This window comes from Larkinella terrae, from assembly GCF_009668025.1.
In the GTDB taxonomy this organism is placed as follows: Bacteria; Bacteroidota; Bacteroidia; order Cytophagales; family Spirosomataceae; genus Larkinella; species Larkinella terrae.
Map to the genome: position 1 here is coordinate 249,878 of NZ_WJXZ01000006.1, position 15,238 is coordinate 265,115.

Annotated in this window: 11 protein-coding genes; 6 read left to right on the forward strand and 5 right to left on the reverse strand. The window is 52.1% G+C overall.

Annotation, left to right across the window (positions count from 1 at the left end):
* Positions 1 to 78: 78 nt before the first annotated feature.
* On the reverse strand, positions 79 to 1,308 hold the full coding sequence (locus tag GJJ30_RS11750; protein WP_154175347.1) for a DegT/DnrJ/EryC1/StrS family aminotransferase: 1,230 nt from the start codon (positions 1,306 to 1,308) through the stop codon (positions 79 to 81).
* A gap of 129 nt (positions 1,309 to 1,437) precedes the next feature.
* On the opposite strand from GJJ30_RS11750, the gene GJJ30_RS11755 reads away from it, so the two are divergent.
* Complete coding sequence (locus GJJ30_RS11755) at positions 1,438 to 2,721, forward strand: hypothetical protein (RefSeq protein WP_154175348.1); 1,284 nt, start codon at positions 1,438 to 1,440, stop codon at positions 2,719 to 2,721.
* Positions 2,722 to 2,752: 31 nt separating this feature from the next.
* On the opposite strand, the gene GJJ30_RS11760 is transcribed toward GJJ30_RS11755, so the two are convergent.
* The gene (locus tag GJJ30_RS11760; protein WP_154175349.1) at positions 2,753 to 3,796 is read right to left on the reverse strand and encodes a sugar phosphate isomerase/epimerase family protein; all 1,044 of its coding nucleotides are present in this window, start codon (positions 3,794 to 3,796) and stop codon (positions 2,753 to 2,755) included.
* A 261-nt stretch (positions 3,797 to 4,057) separates the two neighbouring features.
* On the opposite strand from GJJ30_RS11760, the gene GJJ30_RS11765 reads away from it, so the two are divergent.
* From GJJ30_RS11765 to GJJ30_RS11780, 4 genes are all read left to right on the forward strand, one after another.
* Positions 4,058 to 5,323 carry a glycosyltransferase family 9 protein gene (locus tag GJJ30_RS11765; RefSeq protein WP_154175350.1) on the forward strand — a complete coding sequence of 422 codons (1,266 nt, stop codon included), beginning with the start codon at positions 4,058 to 4,060 and terminating at the stop codon, positions 5,321 to 5,323.
* 123 nt (positions 5,324 to 5,446) lie between these two features.
* Positions 5,447 to 6,082: a hypothetical protein gene (locus GJJ30_RS11770; protein ID WP_154175351.1), complete on the forward strand. Its 636-nt coding sequence runs from the start codon at positions 5,447 to 5,449 to the stop codon at positions 6,080 to 6,082.
* Positions 6,083 to 6,135: 53 nt separating this feature from the next.
* The gene (locus GJJ30_RS11775) at positions 6,136 to 6,450 is read left to right on the forward strand and encodes a hypothetical protein (RefSeq protein WP_154175352.1); all 315 of its coding nucleotides are present in this window, start codon (positions 6,136 to 6,138) and stop codon (positions 6,448 to 6,450) included.
* A gap of 212 nt (positions 6,451 to 6,662) precedes the next feature.
* A complete protein-coding gene (locus tag GJJ30_RS11780; RefSeq protein WP_154175353.1) occupies positions 6,663 to 8,114 on the forward strand; it encodes an RNA polymerase sigma factor in 1,452 nt (483 codons plus the stop codon).
* 84 nt (positions 8,115 to 8,198) lie between these two features.
* Here GJJ30_RS11780 and GJJ30_RS11785 read toward each other — a convergent pair whose 3' ends face one another.
* From GJJ30_RS11785 to GJJ30_RS11795, 3 genes are all read right to left on the reverse strand, one after another.
* A complete protein-coding gene (locus GJJ30_RS11785; protein WP_154175354.1) occupies positions 8,199 to 12,047 on the reverse strand; it encodes a putative Ig domain-containing protein in 3,849 nt (1,282 codons plus the stop codon).
* Between the two features lie 71 nt (positions 12,048 to 12,118).
* Complete coding sequence (locus GJJ30_RS11790) at positions 12,119 to 12,613, reverse strand: nuclear transport factor 2-like protein (protein WP_154175355.1); 495 nt, start codon at positions 12,611 to 12,613, stop codon at positions 12,119 to 12,121.
* Between the two features lie 123 nt (positions 12,614 to 12,736).
* Entirely contained in the window at positions 12,737 to 14,641 is a 1,905-nt protein-coding gene (locus GJJ30_RS11795) for a helix-turn-helix domain-containing protein (RefSeq protein ID WP_154175356.1), read from the reverse strand.
* Between the two features lie 244 nt (positions 14,642 to 14,885).
* On the opposite strand from GJJ30_RS11795, the gene GJJ30_RS11800 reads away from it, so the two are divergent.
* Complete coding sequence (locus tag GJJ30_RS11800; RefSeq protein WP_154175357.1) at positions 14,886 to 15,146, forward strand: hypothetical protein; 261 nt, start codon at positions 14,886 to 14,888, stop codon at positions 15,144 to 15,146.
* Positions 15,147 to 15,238 lie beyond the last annotated feature (92 nt).

The window sequence follows — 15,238 nt, forward strand, 5'->3', positions numbered from 1 at the left end:
TTAATCGGTGTGCGAAAGCCCCCTTTAGGGGGTTGGGGGCAACATAGAAAACATGATTTACTATTTTTGGACAATCTTTTAACTCTGCGAAACAACCCGTTGGATTTTACGAATGGCTTCAGCAAAGGAGCGCATGTCTTCGCGGGTGCCCAGCATGGCGTGTTGGAAGATCCAGACTGCTTCGTCGCTACAGGCGCGTTCGGCTGCGGGGCAATTCACGGAGGTGTAATCGACGGTTTCCGGAATGGCGTAACACATGAAATTTTTGTTCTGAAAAACCGGCTGTTTGTAAAGCGGATGCGGATAACCCATCGAACACGGTACCCCTTCGGCCGCCAGCTGCGCGACGAAATCTTTCCGGGAAAGACCGCCAAAGGCCGACGCGTCGTACTTGAAAATGTACAGATGGTAGCAATGCCGGATTTCTTCGGTTCCCCGGCTTAAAGGCGTAGTGCCGTCGATGTCTGCCAGTAATTCATTTAAATACAGGCCGTTATCGTTGCGCAAAACTGTCTGTTCTTCCAGCCGGTTGAGTTGCTGGGAAAGCAAAACCGCCTGCATCTGGGTGATGCGGTAATTGCAGCCGGGGTTGAAATGGTCGTACCACTGGTGGCCTTCCACACGACCGACGTTCCGGAGCGACGCCATCATGCGGTAAAGACTTTCGTCGTTCGTGACTACGATACCGCCTTCGCCACTCGTCAGGTTTTTAGACGATTGAAAACTGAAACTGCCCACATCGCCGATGGAACCCAGTTTGCGCCCCCTGTATTCGGCACCGTGGGCGTGGGCCGCATCTTCGATCACGCGTAAATTGTGTCGTTGGGCGATGTCCAGAATGGCGTCCATGTCGCAGGCCAAACCGGCAAAATGAACGGGAATAATGACTTTGGTTCGTTCCGTAATGGCCGCTTCAATGGCTTTCGGATCGAGGTTGTAGGTGTCGGGATCGATGTCCACAAAAACCGGTACACAGTTGACTTCCAGTACCGTAGATGCCGTTGCGATGAACGTGTAGGGCGGAACGATCACCTCATCGCCGGGACGAACTCCGCAGGAAATCAGCGCCAGCCGGAGCGAAACAGAACCGTTGACGCAGGTAACGGCGTATTTCGTGCCGCAGTAAGCCGCGAATGCCTGCTCGAAAGCCGCCACGGCCTCCCCGCAGTCGGGATTGCCCCAGCGTCCGCTCCGAATGACCTCGGCCACGGCCTGAACTTCACTTTCGTCGTAAATGGGCCAGGGGAAGGTCGACTGCACGGTTTTTTCTCCGCCATCGATGGCCAGGGTTTCCGGTGTGCTTTTCATTTTCATACCAATCGAATCCCTTAAAGTACGCGATCCAATGGGTTTCAGGCTATTGCAGCCGAATAAATTTTGCGGAGAATAGCCTGTTTCGCAGCCCGTAACGTATTAGTTCAAAACCCCTTAACCACTATGAACGTCAAGTCATTATTTACCAGCCTGCTCGTCGCGGGCATGGCCATGGGCACGGCCTGGGCCATCCGCGGGCAATTCGGGCACGAACAGGGTGCCGCCTGGGCCGGAGGCATCGGGGCACTGGGTATTTTGTTGGTTGCCAAACGGACGGATTGGTACTCAAAAGTGTTCAAGGCCGCGCTGGCGTCGGCCATCGGCTGGGGCACGGGAGGAATAATGAGCTACGGCATTGTGGTGGGATACGGACGCGGCATCGACTTTGTGAATGTCTATTACGGCCTGGTGATGCTGTTCATCATCGGCGGTTTATACGGGTTTATCGGGGGCGGTTTGTTCGGGCTGGCCCTGGCCGATTCGGATAAAAAACGCGTTAGCTGGCATCGGATGATCGTCGAAATGCTGGTTGGTGGTTTGATCGTTTACTATTTGCTGATCGAGGAGTGGGGCTGGTTAATGACACCCCCGCGCTCCGAAATGTGGGCGTCTTGCCTGGGAATGGCGTTTGCGCTGACCTGGTTTATGTACCGCAACGAACAATATTCAGCCCTGCGCGTAGCGGTTTTTGCGGGATTGGGCGCCGGATTCGGGTTTGCCTTCGGAAACTTCCTGCAGGTGATGGGCGGGGTGGCAGAAATCAAGTTTAACTTCTGGAATGTAATGGAATATTCCATCGGTTTTTTCGGGGGCGGGGGCATGGCCTACGGCACGTTTACGTCGGACTGGGAGCCCGCTGAAAACCGCGAAAAAAGAAGCCGGATCTGGTTTCCGTTGCTGATGCTGACGCTGGTTATTCCGTTCATCGTGTGGGATCAGACGTTTACAATGGAGAAACTGGAAGGAACCTACAGCAAAATTGCCACGGGCGATATCGTGGGTTTGATCACCAACGTTCGGTGGATAACACTGGCTATTTTGCTGGTAACCAGCGCGATCTGGTTTATGAAGTTTTACCGCAATAAAACAACCGAATTCGTCAGCTATACGTACAACGACGTCCGCACGTTTTTCATCGGCCACCTCGGCCTGTATACGGTTTTTAGTTTTCTGACCACCGGCGCCTACATGAGCACGTACCGGATCGAGCAATACCTCTACGTAGCCAATCTGCTGATTATTACCGCAGTTATTGGAAAAGCAAAACCCGGTTTTTCGAGCCGGGGTCTGTATGCGGGCCGCTGGGCAATGGGCTTTGCGGTGGTGATGGTATTTATTGCGCTGATTACCCTGGTCGCCATCCATTCGCACGGTGAAATGAAAATGATGAACCGGCGGTTTCAATAAAAAAAGGGGTGGTTTTGGCCACCCCCGGTTTTTAGCTCAGGATCGCGTTTCGACAGTAATTAACGCATTTTTTGACTTCCGCAACGGAATTGGAACCCGCCGGAATCTGATACTCCAGCTCAACCACCGCCGGGAATTTATACTTCTGTTCGCGCATCAGTTTCAGGACCTGCGTCAGGGGCGTATCGCCTTGTCCCCAGGGCAGATTGCCTTTTCCGTGCGCAGCGGTTTGGCGGTCTTTGATGTGCATGCTGGCTATGCGGTCGTGCTTCTGTTTGATCAGAATCAGCGGGTCGGGATTGCCCGCGGCCACGTAATGCCCCAGATCGAAGTTGAGCGCGTTGGCCGGTGACTGGGCGAGGGCGGTATCCCAGAACGTCGGGGTTTGTTGCTCGTGGCCGTGGTAGCCAACCCGCAAACCGTGTTTTTCGGCCATTTTGCCGAGCTTGAGCGTGTGGGCGTCGTTGGCCGGGTGTTCGAGCGTCACCTGATTGGCACCCAGCAGTTTAGCGGCCCGCATTCCGTAATCGATCTCGGCGTCGGAACTCTGCATGCCAAAGGTCGAGGGTTTAAACGCGTAGATCTGGACCCCCGCCTGGTTGTACATTTTACGAACCTGCTCAAACTTGTTCATCGGGGCCGAAAGCCGCCATTGAGTCAGTTCCTGCTGGTAGGCTTTCCGCTGGGCTTCTACCTCCGCCAGTGTTTTTTGCTCGTCTTCGGTCAGCGTCTGGTTCTCGCGACGCTTCCGCATCAGCGGGCCAACCACCTTCATATCGACCTTACTTTTGGGAGCGCCCGCGAACGATTCCGCCGGATCACCCATCAATTCAATGGCGCTGATGCCGCTGTCCAGAACGTATTGCAAGGTTGCATCCGCACTCTGGTCGGGCATTTCCCGAAACGAATACGTAATGCATCCGATCTGAACACCGTCGATCAGCGAGTTGGGTTTGTCGCCCAGGCTCCGGAGGAGGGCGGGAGCGCCAAAAACCGGTTTTGTCCCCACCATGAGGCCCGAAACGAGCGCGGTTGTCGCGCCAATAAACTGACGCCGGGATTGGTTATTTTTCATATGTTTTCCGGAATAGAATGAGGTAAGAATGGTCAGTATATTTCAGAAAGAACGCTGCGGAATGGGTTTACTCGGTTTGGTTTATTTTAAGTATACCGGTTTCGGCATCAGGTAGTTAGTTTGCAGGAGGTAAAAATTGCTGACACAAGCTGTATTTTCGGAAAATCAATTGAAAACTAAGTTTAAAAGTACCTTTGAGTTTCCTGAGTAGACAATTTCCTTATATTACACAGCCGCATTACCTTCCTGCTGTCCAGACTCATGACCAATACTGCCATCTCGCTGCTTGAAAAGTATTTTGGCCGATTATTCTGTACTTTACTCACGTTGATCCGTAACATTAGGGCGGTTTTCTTTCCGGAAAACAAGGTGGATCAGCCTACCCGAAAGATTGTCTTTATCAAATTCATTGAGCAGGGAGCGCTGGTTCTCCACCAGGCTACTTTTAAAGAAGCAGCCCGGACGTATGGCCCGGCCAATGTTTATCTCTGCACCTTTTCCGCCAGTACACCCCTGATTGATCTGCTGGACGTGTTTCCCCGGGAAAACCAGATCGTGATTAACGAAAAAAGCCTCTGGCTCTTTGCGAAAGGGTTTATTCAGGCGCTCATTCAGATCCGCCGAAATCGTATCGATACCGCAATCGACCTGGAATTTTTTTCGCGTGCCACCGCCATTTTCGGTTATTTAACGGGAGCGACCAAACGGGTCGGCTACCACCGGTTCAAGGGCTCCCAAAATTACCGGGGCGATTTGTTTACGCATAAGCTCAGTTATTCGCATTACGTTCACGTGTCAGCGAGTGGCTGGTGTCAACTCAAGAGCCTGGAAATACCGGTAAAAAAACTGCCTGCTTTGCCTTTTCCGGTACCTGCTATCCAAACGGAGGTAAGTTTTCGACCAAATGAACAGGATTTGATTCGTTTGAATGATTTAATGGGCGCTGAAGCGGACAATGGCAAATCCATTATCATTATTAACCCCAGTTTAAATGACGTTCTGCCGCTGCGAAGATGGCCCGAAAACCGGTTCAGGGAGCTAATCGGCAAACTAACCAGCCAATTTCCCGATCACACTCTTGTTTTTACCGGGCGGAAAGACGAATGGGAAAAAACCGGTCATTTTATGGATTCCATGCAGTTGCCGAGTGCTGTCAATTTGTGCGGAAAAACGGAGTTACGGGATATTCTGACCTTGTATTGCCACTCGAAATTGCTAGTGACCAGCGACAGTGGACCGGCCCATTTTGCGGCCATGACCCCGGTCCATACCCTTGTTCTGTTTGGCCCTGAAACACCGGCCTTGTATGCTCCCTTATCGGTCAGAACCCACGTTATCTACAACGCGTTGCCCTGTAGCCCCTGCTACAATGTCTACAATAACCGCGTGTCGCCCTGTCAGAATAACCTTTGTATGCAATCCATTTCGGTGGATCAGGTCATGAAAACCGTTCGGGAAATCAGTCGCTCAACTCACTGGGAAACCAGTATTCCCTTTTCTTCGCAATCATCCTCCAAACTAAGTTAACAACAGTACTGCTCCTCATATATTTATCCGATTTACAAGCATTTCGGTAGCCGCTACCTTTGTTCCATAGCCCACGGCTTTTCACGCCCGGGCCGGATAAATCCACTTTTATTCCCTACACCAATGAAATCTGTTCTGCTGTTTACCCTGTTGGCCTCCGTTTTGGATCTATGTTCCAACCCGTTTCCGGTTTCTCCCAACATTGTTTTACCAACTCCCTGTAAAATGATTGACGGAAAAAATCGCCCGTATGCCTGCGAGTTTGAAATCCTGAACATCAACTTTATAGGAGCCAACAACGAGATTCTGGCTAAAAGCACCGGCAATGGGCAGTACATCAAATTGCCGAAAAGCAAGGCCATCAGCTCCAGCTTGATTACCAATGGCGGTTCGCTGTTCTACACGGTTTCGGTGAGTTTCCGCCGGATCAACCGGGCGTCCTTCTCCACGGATGCCTACACCCTCAGTAAATCCTCGATTACCGACCCAATTTCTCCGGGTGAAACCTCGGTGGTCGACAACACGATTAAGGTGGGTGCTAACATTCCCGACCCCTTAATCCGGCCAAACTGGGTGACGTTTACTATGCAATTGAACTACTCGACTTCGGGACAGCCTACCTTAGTGGCGCCCCCGCAGTTGCTGATGCTCGAAAATCCGGTGACGTATGCAAAGATGACGAAGCCAACCTATCACCACGACCGCGACCGCGCCGAAGCCTGGCGAACCTTTCAACTGTCCGTTAATTTCTCTGAATAACCCGCTGAATACTAGTAGTATATGTGGAGAGAAATCCATAGTTTTGGAAGGATATGGCTTCAATAAAATTATCGGATACACTGGAATTTATAATCGAACCTTTTGAAAAGAAGGTTCGATTAATCGTTCAGAAAAACGGTGACGCTTGGGTTTGCCGGAAAGAAAATACGAGCAAACTGGAGCGGTTTTTAAAAGACGAACGTGGGCGACTTTTCAAAGGCCGACTGCAATTGGTTTTGCAGGACACGAAGGTGGAAATTGAAGTGAAAGGAAAACCGGTTGGGGCCGTTCCCGTTGAATCCTTGAAAAACGAACTGCGGTCTGTCAACCGATTTCATCCCCGCAAATTTCTGGATTTTGCCACCTAAAACCTTCGGGTATTGTGCCAAAAACTTCGTGTATTGTTGCAATTGCAGCATTTTAGAGCATGTCAGACATTTTAAAATTTTGACATGCTCTAACAGATGGATGGAAGTCAATTAACCACCTGACGAAAAAAACGTTGCCCGCATCGCCCAAAGATTGATTAATTTAATCGACAAAAACTGCCACCCTTTGCAAAAAAAGCATCATTGTTTTTATGAATGATGTCACGAAGCATTTTTGGGAAGCGACCTACAAGCAGCACATCGCTAAAATGATTGGCGTTTGCTACCGGTATACCTATAACCGACAAACCGCCGAGGATCTGGCACATGATGCCTTTCTGGTTGCCATCGATAAATCGTCGAGCTTTGAAAACAAAGGGTCGTTCGAGGGCTGGTTCCGGCGGATCGTCGTCAATGTGGCGTTGCAACACCTCCGGCAGCAGAAAAAGCAGAAGGCGCACGAAGACCGGATTATCTACGAAACGCCTGTCATCGATTTCCAGAACGAACATCAAACCAGTGACGAAAACGGCTTCTCGGAAGCTGAGTTGCTAGATGCGGTTGGGCGGTTGCCCGAGCACCATAAACTCGTGTTTAACCTTTACGTGTTCGATCAGTACACGCACGCCCAGATCGGGGCGGAACTGGGCATCAGCGAGGGAACGTCAAAATCGCATCTGGCAAGAGCGCGGAAGAAAATCCGGGAAATTCTTACCAAAAAGGCGAACGAGGACAAAAAAAGAAAGCGGTTTTTATTCCTGCTTTTGCTTCCGGACCGGCTTTGGAAAATCGATCATCTATTGACCGGAAAATTAAAACATTTCGAGCTTCAACCACAGAACGTATCACCGATCAATACTACCGGTTTTGGTACGGTTTCAATGCCAGCGTTCAAAACCGCCCCCGGTTTTTCAGCCAGCTTCCTGCCGGCGAATGTGGCTACTTTGGCAATGGTGATGAATCTGGCCGTTGTTGTATGGCTGCAGGTAAAGTCGGAAACGGGAATGAACGAATCGATCAAAGTTGAAAAACCGTTGGCTGAAATGAGCAGCGTTTCCGGTTTAAACTCAGAAAAAGAGGCTGATAAAAAGTTTTTAAATCTTGATACCTACACTGCCACCTTTTCAAACACTGGCATCTTATCAAGTGAAAAAACATTAAACAGCAAGAATATGAAATCGTTAAACACGGTAAGTGCCCTGCTCCTGACCACCTCGGCGCTGTCACTCGATTCAACCAGCCTCTTAACTCATCCTTTGCAACCCATTCAGGTTGAGAATCAGGAGATTGTAAAAACCGCTGCGCTGGAAACAGCTCGGACGATTGAAGCAATGAAACCAATGGCCAATGAAAATTCGGAGGAAATGTATGGTACATTTTATGCCTCGGAGTTGTTTTGGTCGGCCGAAAACAACTACGTGTATTTGCGGGGAAACAAGGTGAAGGTCAACCTGAACACCCAGAAGTTTACGGGCAGCGGGAAATTTTCTTTATTCGGCAAAATAAGTTACCTGATCGTTGACGGAACGCCCCGGGAATTGAATGAAACCATCAAACTTGCCGACAAAAAATACCGGCTGGTTAAGCTGATGGAAAAAGAAGCCGTTGAAAAATACGGCGAAAAAGGGAAAATCGGCGCCGTCGAAATAACGCTGGCGGAATAAAATCATCCCAACGAGGGTTTCTGGTTTTTATAAAAATCCCCGCCCGGCAACCGCCGGGCGGGGATTGATTGTTTCACGCTTCCATTAATTTTTTACGATTTTCAGGGTTACGGTTTTGAAAACCGTATTCACGCGGAGTAGCAACAAACCGGCCGGTTGCTGATCAAGCGGGATTGTGTACCGCTCGACCGGTTTGGCCAGCTCGATCCGATGCAGGTTCACCAACCGTCCGCTGGCATCGCTCAGGTGCAGGTTGACCGCCTGGCCAACCGCTCCCCGGATTTCCAGCGCAACCTGATCCGTCACCGGATTGCCCAGCAACGTCACTGATAGTTCCGGACCGGTTTCGGCCGATATGCGGGCGGGTGAGCCGCAGGTCAGCGGTTTTCCCGAATCCTTCAGCATGAAATTGCTCCCCTGCACCCGTCCGTAAATCAGCCGGGTCGTGCCGTCTTTCAGACTGTTTGGAACCTCAAAACTGTATGCGTGAACGCCATTGCCCTTGCCTGCATTCTTCAGGTCGTCGCGATAAATATTGGCGATCGTACTGCCCCAAACCGTGCTGCCGGTGTAAAATTCGACCGTGACCGGCGTGTTGGGTTTGTTGCGATCCCAGACCCAGCCGCGAATCGTCCCGCATTCGACTTTGTCTAAATACCCTTCGAAATTCCCTTGCACGGTGGTGGTCTGCGCCGGGTTGATCGTCAGGTTGAAACTCACGCTATTGGTAGCACCTTCGGTATCGGTCGCCGAATAGGTCAGGACAAACGTTCCGTCTGCCGTGGGCGTTCCACTGATCACCCGGCTGAATTCGTTGATCGACAAACCGCCCGGCAAACCGCTCAGTTTGTAGGTCAGCGCTTGGCCTTCCGGATCGGTGAAGGCCACCAGCGTCCCCGAGAAAGGCACTCCGACCTGCGCGGTCAGGGGCGCAATCAACACAGTGGGGGTGGGTGCGACCGGCGGTTTGTTGGTGGGCGTCCCCGAAGTGGCACAGATCAATACTTTGGGGGAATCTTTCAGAATGAAACTGCTGCCTTCAATCCGGGCCGAGAGGTTGTGGGGTAAGCCGTCCCTGATACTAGTCGGAATGGTAAACCGGAACGCGTGTTTCCCGTTGCCTTTTCCGGCATCCAATAAATCCTGTCGAAAATCACCCGCCAGTAAGGTGCCAATGACGTTGGGGCCATCGAGAATCTGGATGGAGACGGCGGTATTGACCTTGTTGCGATCCCAGGCCCAACCCCGGAACGACTCGCAGTCGGCTCCGTTGACAAACCCGTCGAAGCTGCCGGTTGCGGTGGGCGCCGTCACGGAAACCGTGAAGCTGGTTACTGAACTGGTACAGCCGCCCTGCTGGCAGAAAACCGTATAGATCAAAGAACCGGTAGTGGACGTAGGCACCGAAACCATCGGGCCCGTGGTTGTGTTGGGACCGGTCCAACTGAGGGTTCCGGCACAACCGCTGGCGGTCAGGGTGACGAAGGGGGTATTCTGCAACACGGCGACGCTGCCCGGATTGCCAGATGACACATTCGTGCTCAGCGTAGGAGCGGGAATCGAATTTTCGGTAACGGTTTGGGTGGCCGTTGCCGAGCAGCCATCGGTGGTGCCCGTTACGGAGTAGGGGCCGCCGGCCGAGACGCTGAGGGTCGTCGAGGTCGCGGTGGTGTTCCAGAGGTAGGTTCTGGCTCCCGACGCGGTCAGCGTGACGCTTTGCCCGGAACAGATCGTGGGATTATTGGGGCTGATCGAAACCGTTGGGGGCGTTTTGACAACAACAGTAAGGGGTTTGAGGGCGGAAGGACTCCCTTCCTGACTGACCGCTTTGACGTAATAAATGCCTGCGCCGACGGCGGCCGGATTGGGCACCGGCTGCGTTCCGTCGGCATCGGTGTAAAAGTAAAACGTAGCATTGGGAATGCTCGAAGTGGCGATGCCCTGGGTCAGATCGACCGTCGCGGGGGCGCAGACAGCCGGCGGGTTGGTCACCGTCACGTCAGTGACGACATTGACGGTAAGCGTTACGGAAGTCACCCGGGCACATTCGCCCAGCGTTCCGGTGACGGAATAGGGTCCGGCGACCGTCACGGTAATGGCGGGGGTTGTTTCAGAGGTCGACCAGCGGTAACTGGTGGCCCCTCCGGCGGTGAGCGTGACGCTCTGCCCGGCGTTGACCGTCAGGGAAGGTGTGGCGGTGATGGTGGGTTCGGCGGGTCCCTCGGTCGTAGTGAGCAAGCCGGTATTGGTGGTGATGGAAAACGTGCCCCCGTTCAGGTTCTGCACCAGACCGGTATTGCTGCTGATGGAGCTGTTGCCGCTGGCTTTCTCGATAATCAAGCCGCCGTTGGTAAAGGTGTTACTGCCATTTTGGATAATTTGCCCGGTGGTGATCACTCCTCCGCAGTTGTTGTTGATTGTGCTGATGTTGAAAATACCGTAGGTAGCCATCGTAGCCCCGATGGTAATCAAGGCTTCGTTGGTTACGGTACCACCATTGTACCAGCCACTATTCGTGTACCGGTCAATCTGGATTGTCCCTCCCGTATTGTTGTTGAAAGTTCCGGCACCCGAACGAATTCCATAATCACCGACCTGAGCGATGGTCCCGATCTTGATCGTACCTTCGTTGGTTACGGTGCCGCTACTGTTCCAGCCACTATTCGAGGACCGGTCAATCTGGATAATCCCCCCCGCATTGTTTTTGAACTCTCCGGAAGTAGAAAAACCGTTGACTCCGGTGGCAACGAGGCTCCCAATCTTGATCGTAGCCGCGTTGGTAAAGGTGGCTCCAGTCCAATTGTATAATCCTTCATTGCTTGATTGGTCAATCTGGATGGTTCCCCCGGTTTTGTTGTCGAATTTAGCCCGGTTTTCTATCCCATTTCGGCCAACTGAAGCGTTCGCCCCGATGGTGATTGTAGCCGCATTGGTAAACGTACCACTAATATTGTATATGCCACTGGAGAAGGTTCGGTCAATTTGAATGCTTCCCCCGGCATTGTTGTTAAAGTTGCCCTGGTTGATTACTCCATTACTACCCCCGGCACCAGACGCATTGTTTCCAATGGTAATGGTGGCCGAATTGGTGAAAGTTCCCCCGGGATCGTTGGCCAAACCTGTAGTACTTACTTTGTCCATTTGAATGCTTCCTCCGGTAGTGTTGTTAAATGTAGCCGAATTGGAAAGGATCGAAGCACTTCCTGGTGCAATGGTGCCAGAGACGATTGTACCCGCGTTGGTAAAGGTACCGCCCGTAAAATTGTTTAAATTAGTGGAAGATACCCGATCAATTTGAATGAGTGCACCTGAGTTGTTGTTGAATACGGCTGTATTGTAGATGCCATCACCATTGACAATATTCGGAATGCTCCCGATGGTGATCGTGGCCGCATTGGTGAAGGTGCCACTGGAGTTATACAAAGCGTAGTTCGTTGTTCGGTCAATCTGAACCGTTCCGCCCGTATTGTTGGTGAAAGTGCCCCGATTTGTTAGGCCATTCAGACCAGAATAACCGGTATTGCCGATGATCAGTTGCCCATTGTTCTGGACCGTACCGTCATTTAAGAGAGCCCCTGCAGTGGTTTGCGAAAATTCCTTGAAATCATTAATTGTCAGGCTGCCTCCGCTCACAATGGTCAGCGAAGCGCCACTTTGCACCTCTACCGACTTGGCAACGGCTGCGGTACCGTTTTCAATCTGGGGGGAACGGGAAACCGATGGAATGATGGCATGGAGGGTCGTTGTCGGAACACCGTCCGACCAGTTTCCGGCGGTCGCCCAGTTGGAACTGGCGCTTCCGGTCCAGGTGGTTTGGGTTATTGCTGACGGATTGGAAAAGGTGGGCAGGGTGGTTACGGCCCAAAACAGGGTCAGGGCGACGGCCCGGTAACGACCCAAAAAATGATAAATGCGGTGGTAAAACAGAAACATAGGAATCGGGATTTGACAGATTAGAAATGAAAGGCGGTTTTGAAATACGGTACCGGTTTTCGGGTTGTGGATTAATTCGAACGGGGTTGGTATAAGAACAGATAGCGGTCAATATGCCCAGTGTTATCGAAGTGGCAGCACATGTTCATGAACAGGTCGGTCTGTCGCCCATCCACCAGCGACAGGTGAGCCTTGCAGTACGAGACGACATGGACGCCGGTTTTATCCCAAAGTGCCGAGGGCTCCGTAACCCGGACGGGCAGGTGCGTAAAATCCGTCAGTTGAATCCGGTCTACACCAACCTGATGCCGCCATTGCTGCCAGCCCGCCAGCACCGCCGGTTTTCCGCGCCAGACCGCTCGCCCGGTGGGCGAAATGAATTCGATGCTGTCGGTGAGCATTTGCCCCCAGGCTTCGGTGTCGAAGTCGGCCTGGTAGGTGAGGGCTTTCTGGGTGAGGACCAAATAGGCCGGGGCAGCTGTTTCGTAGCCATCGGGAAGGCCATTCTGGGAAGGCGGAGCGCAGGCCAGATCGAGAGCCAGCAACAGGAAGAGGACAGGTTTCATAAACCAATTTTTTGGTTACAAAATTGTCGCTCAACCCGGCAAAAGCTGTTGGCGTATTATTCCAAAAAGTTGGTCTATTGTGTCAAAAAGTTAGTGTATTGTGTCAGCAGACGGCAAAACGGGCTAATCCAGTTCCACTTTGTGCAGGACGGCCCGAAACCGGGGCGTATTCCGCAGCGACTTAAACAAGGGCGATACTTTCAGGTAATTGGGCAGGCAACCGACTTCGGCCCCCTTTTCAAGGTAGTCCAGGCAACGGTTGGGGACGCCAAGTCCGGCGTAGAGGACGGCCCGGTTAGGGTAATTGATTTCGTCATTCGGCAGGGATTTGAGCAGAGACCGGGCGGCATCGGGTTGGTTCATGCGGGCTTTTACATACGCAATGAAAACCGGAAACGGGCTGGCGTCGGAGTTGAGTCGCCGTCCTTTTTCCAGTTCCCGGAGGGCTTCGGGAAACCGTTCCTGATTAATGTAATAGAAGGCTGTACCCCAATACCAGCCGTAGGTGGAACCGTGCAGCCGCTGGCCTTCCTGCATGACCTGCCGGGCTTCTGCAAACCGCCCCGCATAGGTCAGATTACCCAGATGGCCGATCATGATCACCGGAAAAAGCGGATCGATGCTCAGGGCTTTGGTGCTGTATCGAATGGCCTGGTCGGCCTCGCCCACGGAGCGAAGCATGAGGCTGTACCAGTAATTGTTCAGGGCATTATTGGGCTGGTAGCGGAGGGCAATTCGCATGGTAGTCAGCGCCTGTTCCCATTTGTTCTGGCGCTGATAAAATTTGGCCAGCAGCGCAAACGCGTTGGCATTTTCGGGATCGAGCCGGATGGCTGTCAGGGCATTTTTTTCGGCCAGTTTCAGACTACTGTCGGCTTCGGTATAGCCTTCGTCAATGTTCAGAAAATAGGCCTGCGCTTTACCGGCGTAGGCTTCCGCAAAACCGGAATCCAGGGTAATGGCCCGGTCCAGACTGATCAGGCTGTTGGCCAGCCCTTCCTTGGTGCGGATTCGGAGGAAGTACTGCCCTTTGAGGTATTCCGTATACGCGGCTGGCTGCCGGGTCGGGGCCTTATTCATTTTCTGCCGGATGGCGCTGCTGAGCTGCTGATTCAATTCACCCGCGATGGTTTTGGCAACCGTGCTGGTAAACGTCCACAGGTCCTTCGTTTCGCCGTCGTAAGTTTGGCTCCAGACGGTCTGGTTTTCTTCCGCCCGGATCAGCTCGACCGAAAGTTTGATCCGGTTGCCCACCTGAAGGGCGCTGCCTTCGAGCAGGTATACGACGCCGAGTTCGCGGGCAATCTGCGGGACGGTTTTGGTAGTTCCTTCGTAAGCCCGCGTGGACGTTCGGGAAATCACTTTGATGCGGGGCAAATAGGCTAAAACGGCCTGAACTTCCTCGCTGACGCCCTCACTGAAATACTGGGTATCGGAGGTTCCCAGGTTTCGGAAGGGCAAAATGGCAATCGAACTATCAAATCCCGATTTGTCCGGATTTTCATCGGTTTTCGTACCCAACGGTAACCCGATGTACAGGCCCAGGCCCGTTACGATCACCAGCATTAATCCGAGAAAAAGATAGCGGTTTCGGGACCGGTTTTCAGAAACCGCAGCGGGTTGAACAATGGCTTTTTGGGAAACCGGTTCTAGTTCAGGGGCAGTTTTGATCGACTCGAAAATCGGTTTTGAGGTATTTAACGGGAGCTTCCGGAACTCGGACGGGCTGGCACCGAAGGCCTCGGTAAAATACTTGCTGAAATTCTGGGGATTCGGAATGCCGACCAATTCGGCGATTTCCACACTGCGCAATTCGGTGGTTTTGAGGAGTGTCCGGGCCTTTTCCAGCCGATACTGACGAACGAAAAGCGTAACGGACAGATTGGTCTCCTCCTTGACCAGCCGGTGCAAACCGGAGCGGCTCACGCCCAACTCCCGGCAAATAGTTTCAATCGAGAACGAAGGATCGGCTAAGTTACTCTCAATCAGTGATTCCAGTTTTGGAAGGAATGAATCGCCGGAATTCATTTAAGTTAAACGGAGTAATCGGAAGTGCCGATCGGTGATTTTTAGCATTAAGGTTTGTAAAAATACAAAGCAAACTCGCATGAGAAGCGTATTACGCGTGGACTTGTGTTAATTTATTGATAAATAAAGCCAAAGCGGATTGACGCGAATGCAAAGTGCTTCTGGTTCAAACGGTTTTTATAGGTAGACTATACTTGATGTTTACCCTTTAAAACGTCATTTTTTTAGAAACTGGTCAGGAGGTGTGCATATCGTCCATGATGCCGTCTCAGGCCGGACGACTGGCGGTTGCTCCCAGATTTGTAAACGGCAAAACCGGCAGCGAATGCCGGGCGGTTCCGGCGGGCCGACCAAACGGGCGGATTTCGATAGAGTCACCATAGTCGTGCTGGCGAACGGTTTATCCCTCGTCGGCGACGGTTTTATGAGAACTGCTGTCGTGGCTGACACTGGGATTTCCGCTGACGGTTATTGGCTGGTTTATCAGACGGCGAAGGCCGAATAATAAGTCTCGGTAACCAATTACCGGAAAAATCTTTTCAGCGGGCTCAAATCCTTTTTTGATTTGAGCCCGCTGTTGTTTTTGATGGTATATTT

What these genes read in the sequence shown, in the direction of transcription:
- GJJ30_RS11750 (WP_154175347.1), bottom strand. Translation starts at nt 1,308, where the DNA reads ATGAAAAGCACACCGGAAACCCTGGCCATCGATGGCGGAGAAAAAACC.
- GJJ30_RS11770 (WP_154175351.1), top strand. Translation starts at nt 5,447, where the DNA reads ATGAAATCTGTTCTGCTGTTTACCCTGTTGGCCTCCGTTTTGGATCTA.
- GJJ30_RS11760 (WP_154175349.1), bottom strand. Translation starts at nt 3,796, where the DNA reads ATGAAAAATAACCAATCCCGGCGTCAGTTTATTGGCGCGACAACCGCG.
- GJJ30_RS11790 (WP_154175355.1), bottom strand. Translation starts at nt 12,613, where the DNA reads ATGAAACCTGTCCTCTTCCTGTTGCTGGCTCTCGATCTGGCCTGCGCT.
- GJJ30_RS11775 (WP_154175352.1), top strand. Translation starts at nt 6,136, where the DNA reads ATGGCTTCAATAAAATTATCGGATACACTGGAATTTATAATCGAACCT.
- GJJ30_RS11765 (WP_154175350.1), top strand. Translation starts at nt 4,058, where the DNA reads ATGACCAATACTGCCATCTCGCTGCTTGAAAAGTATTTTGGCCGATTA.
- GJJ30_RS11755 (WP_154175348.1), top strand. Translation starts at nt 1,438, where the DNA reads ATGAACGTCAAGTCATTATTTACCAGCCTGCTCGTCGCGGGCATGGCC.
- GJJ30_RS11780 (WP_154175353.1), top strand. Translation starts at nt 6,663, where the DNA reads ATGAATGATGTCACGAAGCATTTTTGGGAAGCGACCTACAAGCAGCAC.
- GJJ30_RS11795 (WP_154175356.1), bottom strand. Translation starts at nt 14,641, where the DNA reads ATGAATTCCGGCGATTCATTCCTTCCAAAACTGGAATCACTGATTGAG.
- GJJ30_RS11785 (WP_154175354.1), bottom strand. Translation starts at nt 12,047, where the DNA reads ATGTTTCTGTTTTACCACCGCATTTATCATTTTTTGGGTCGTTACCGG.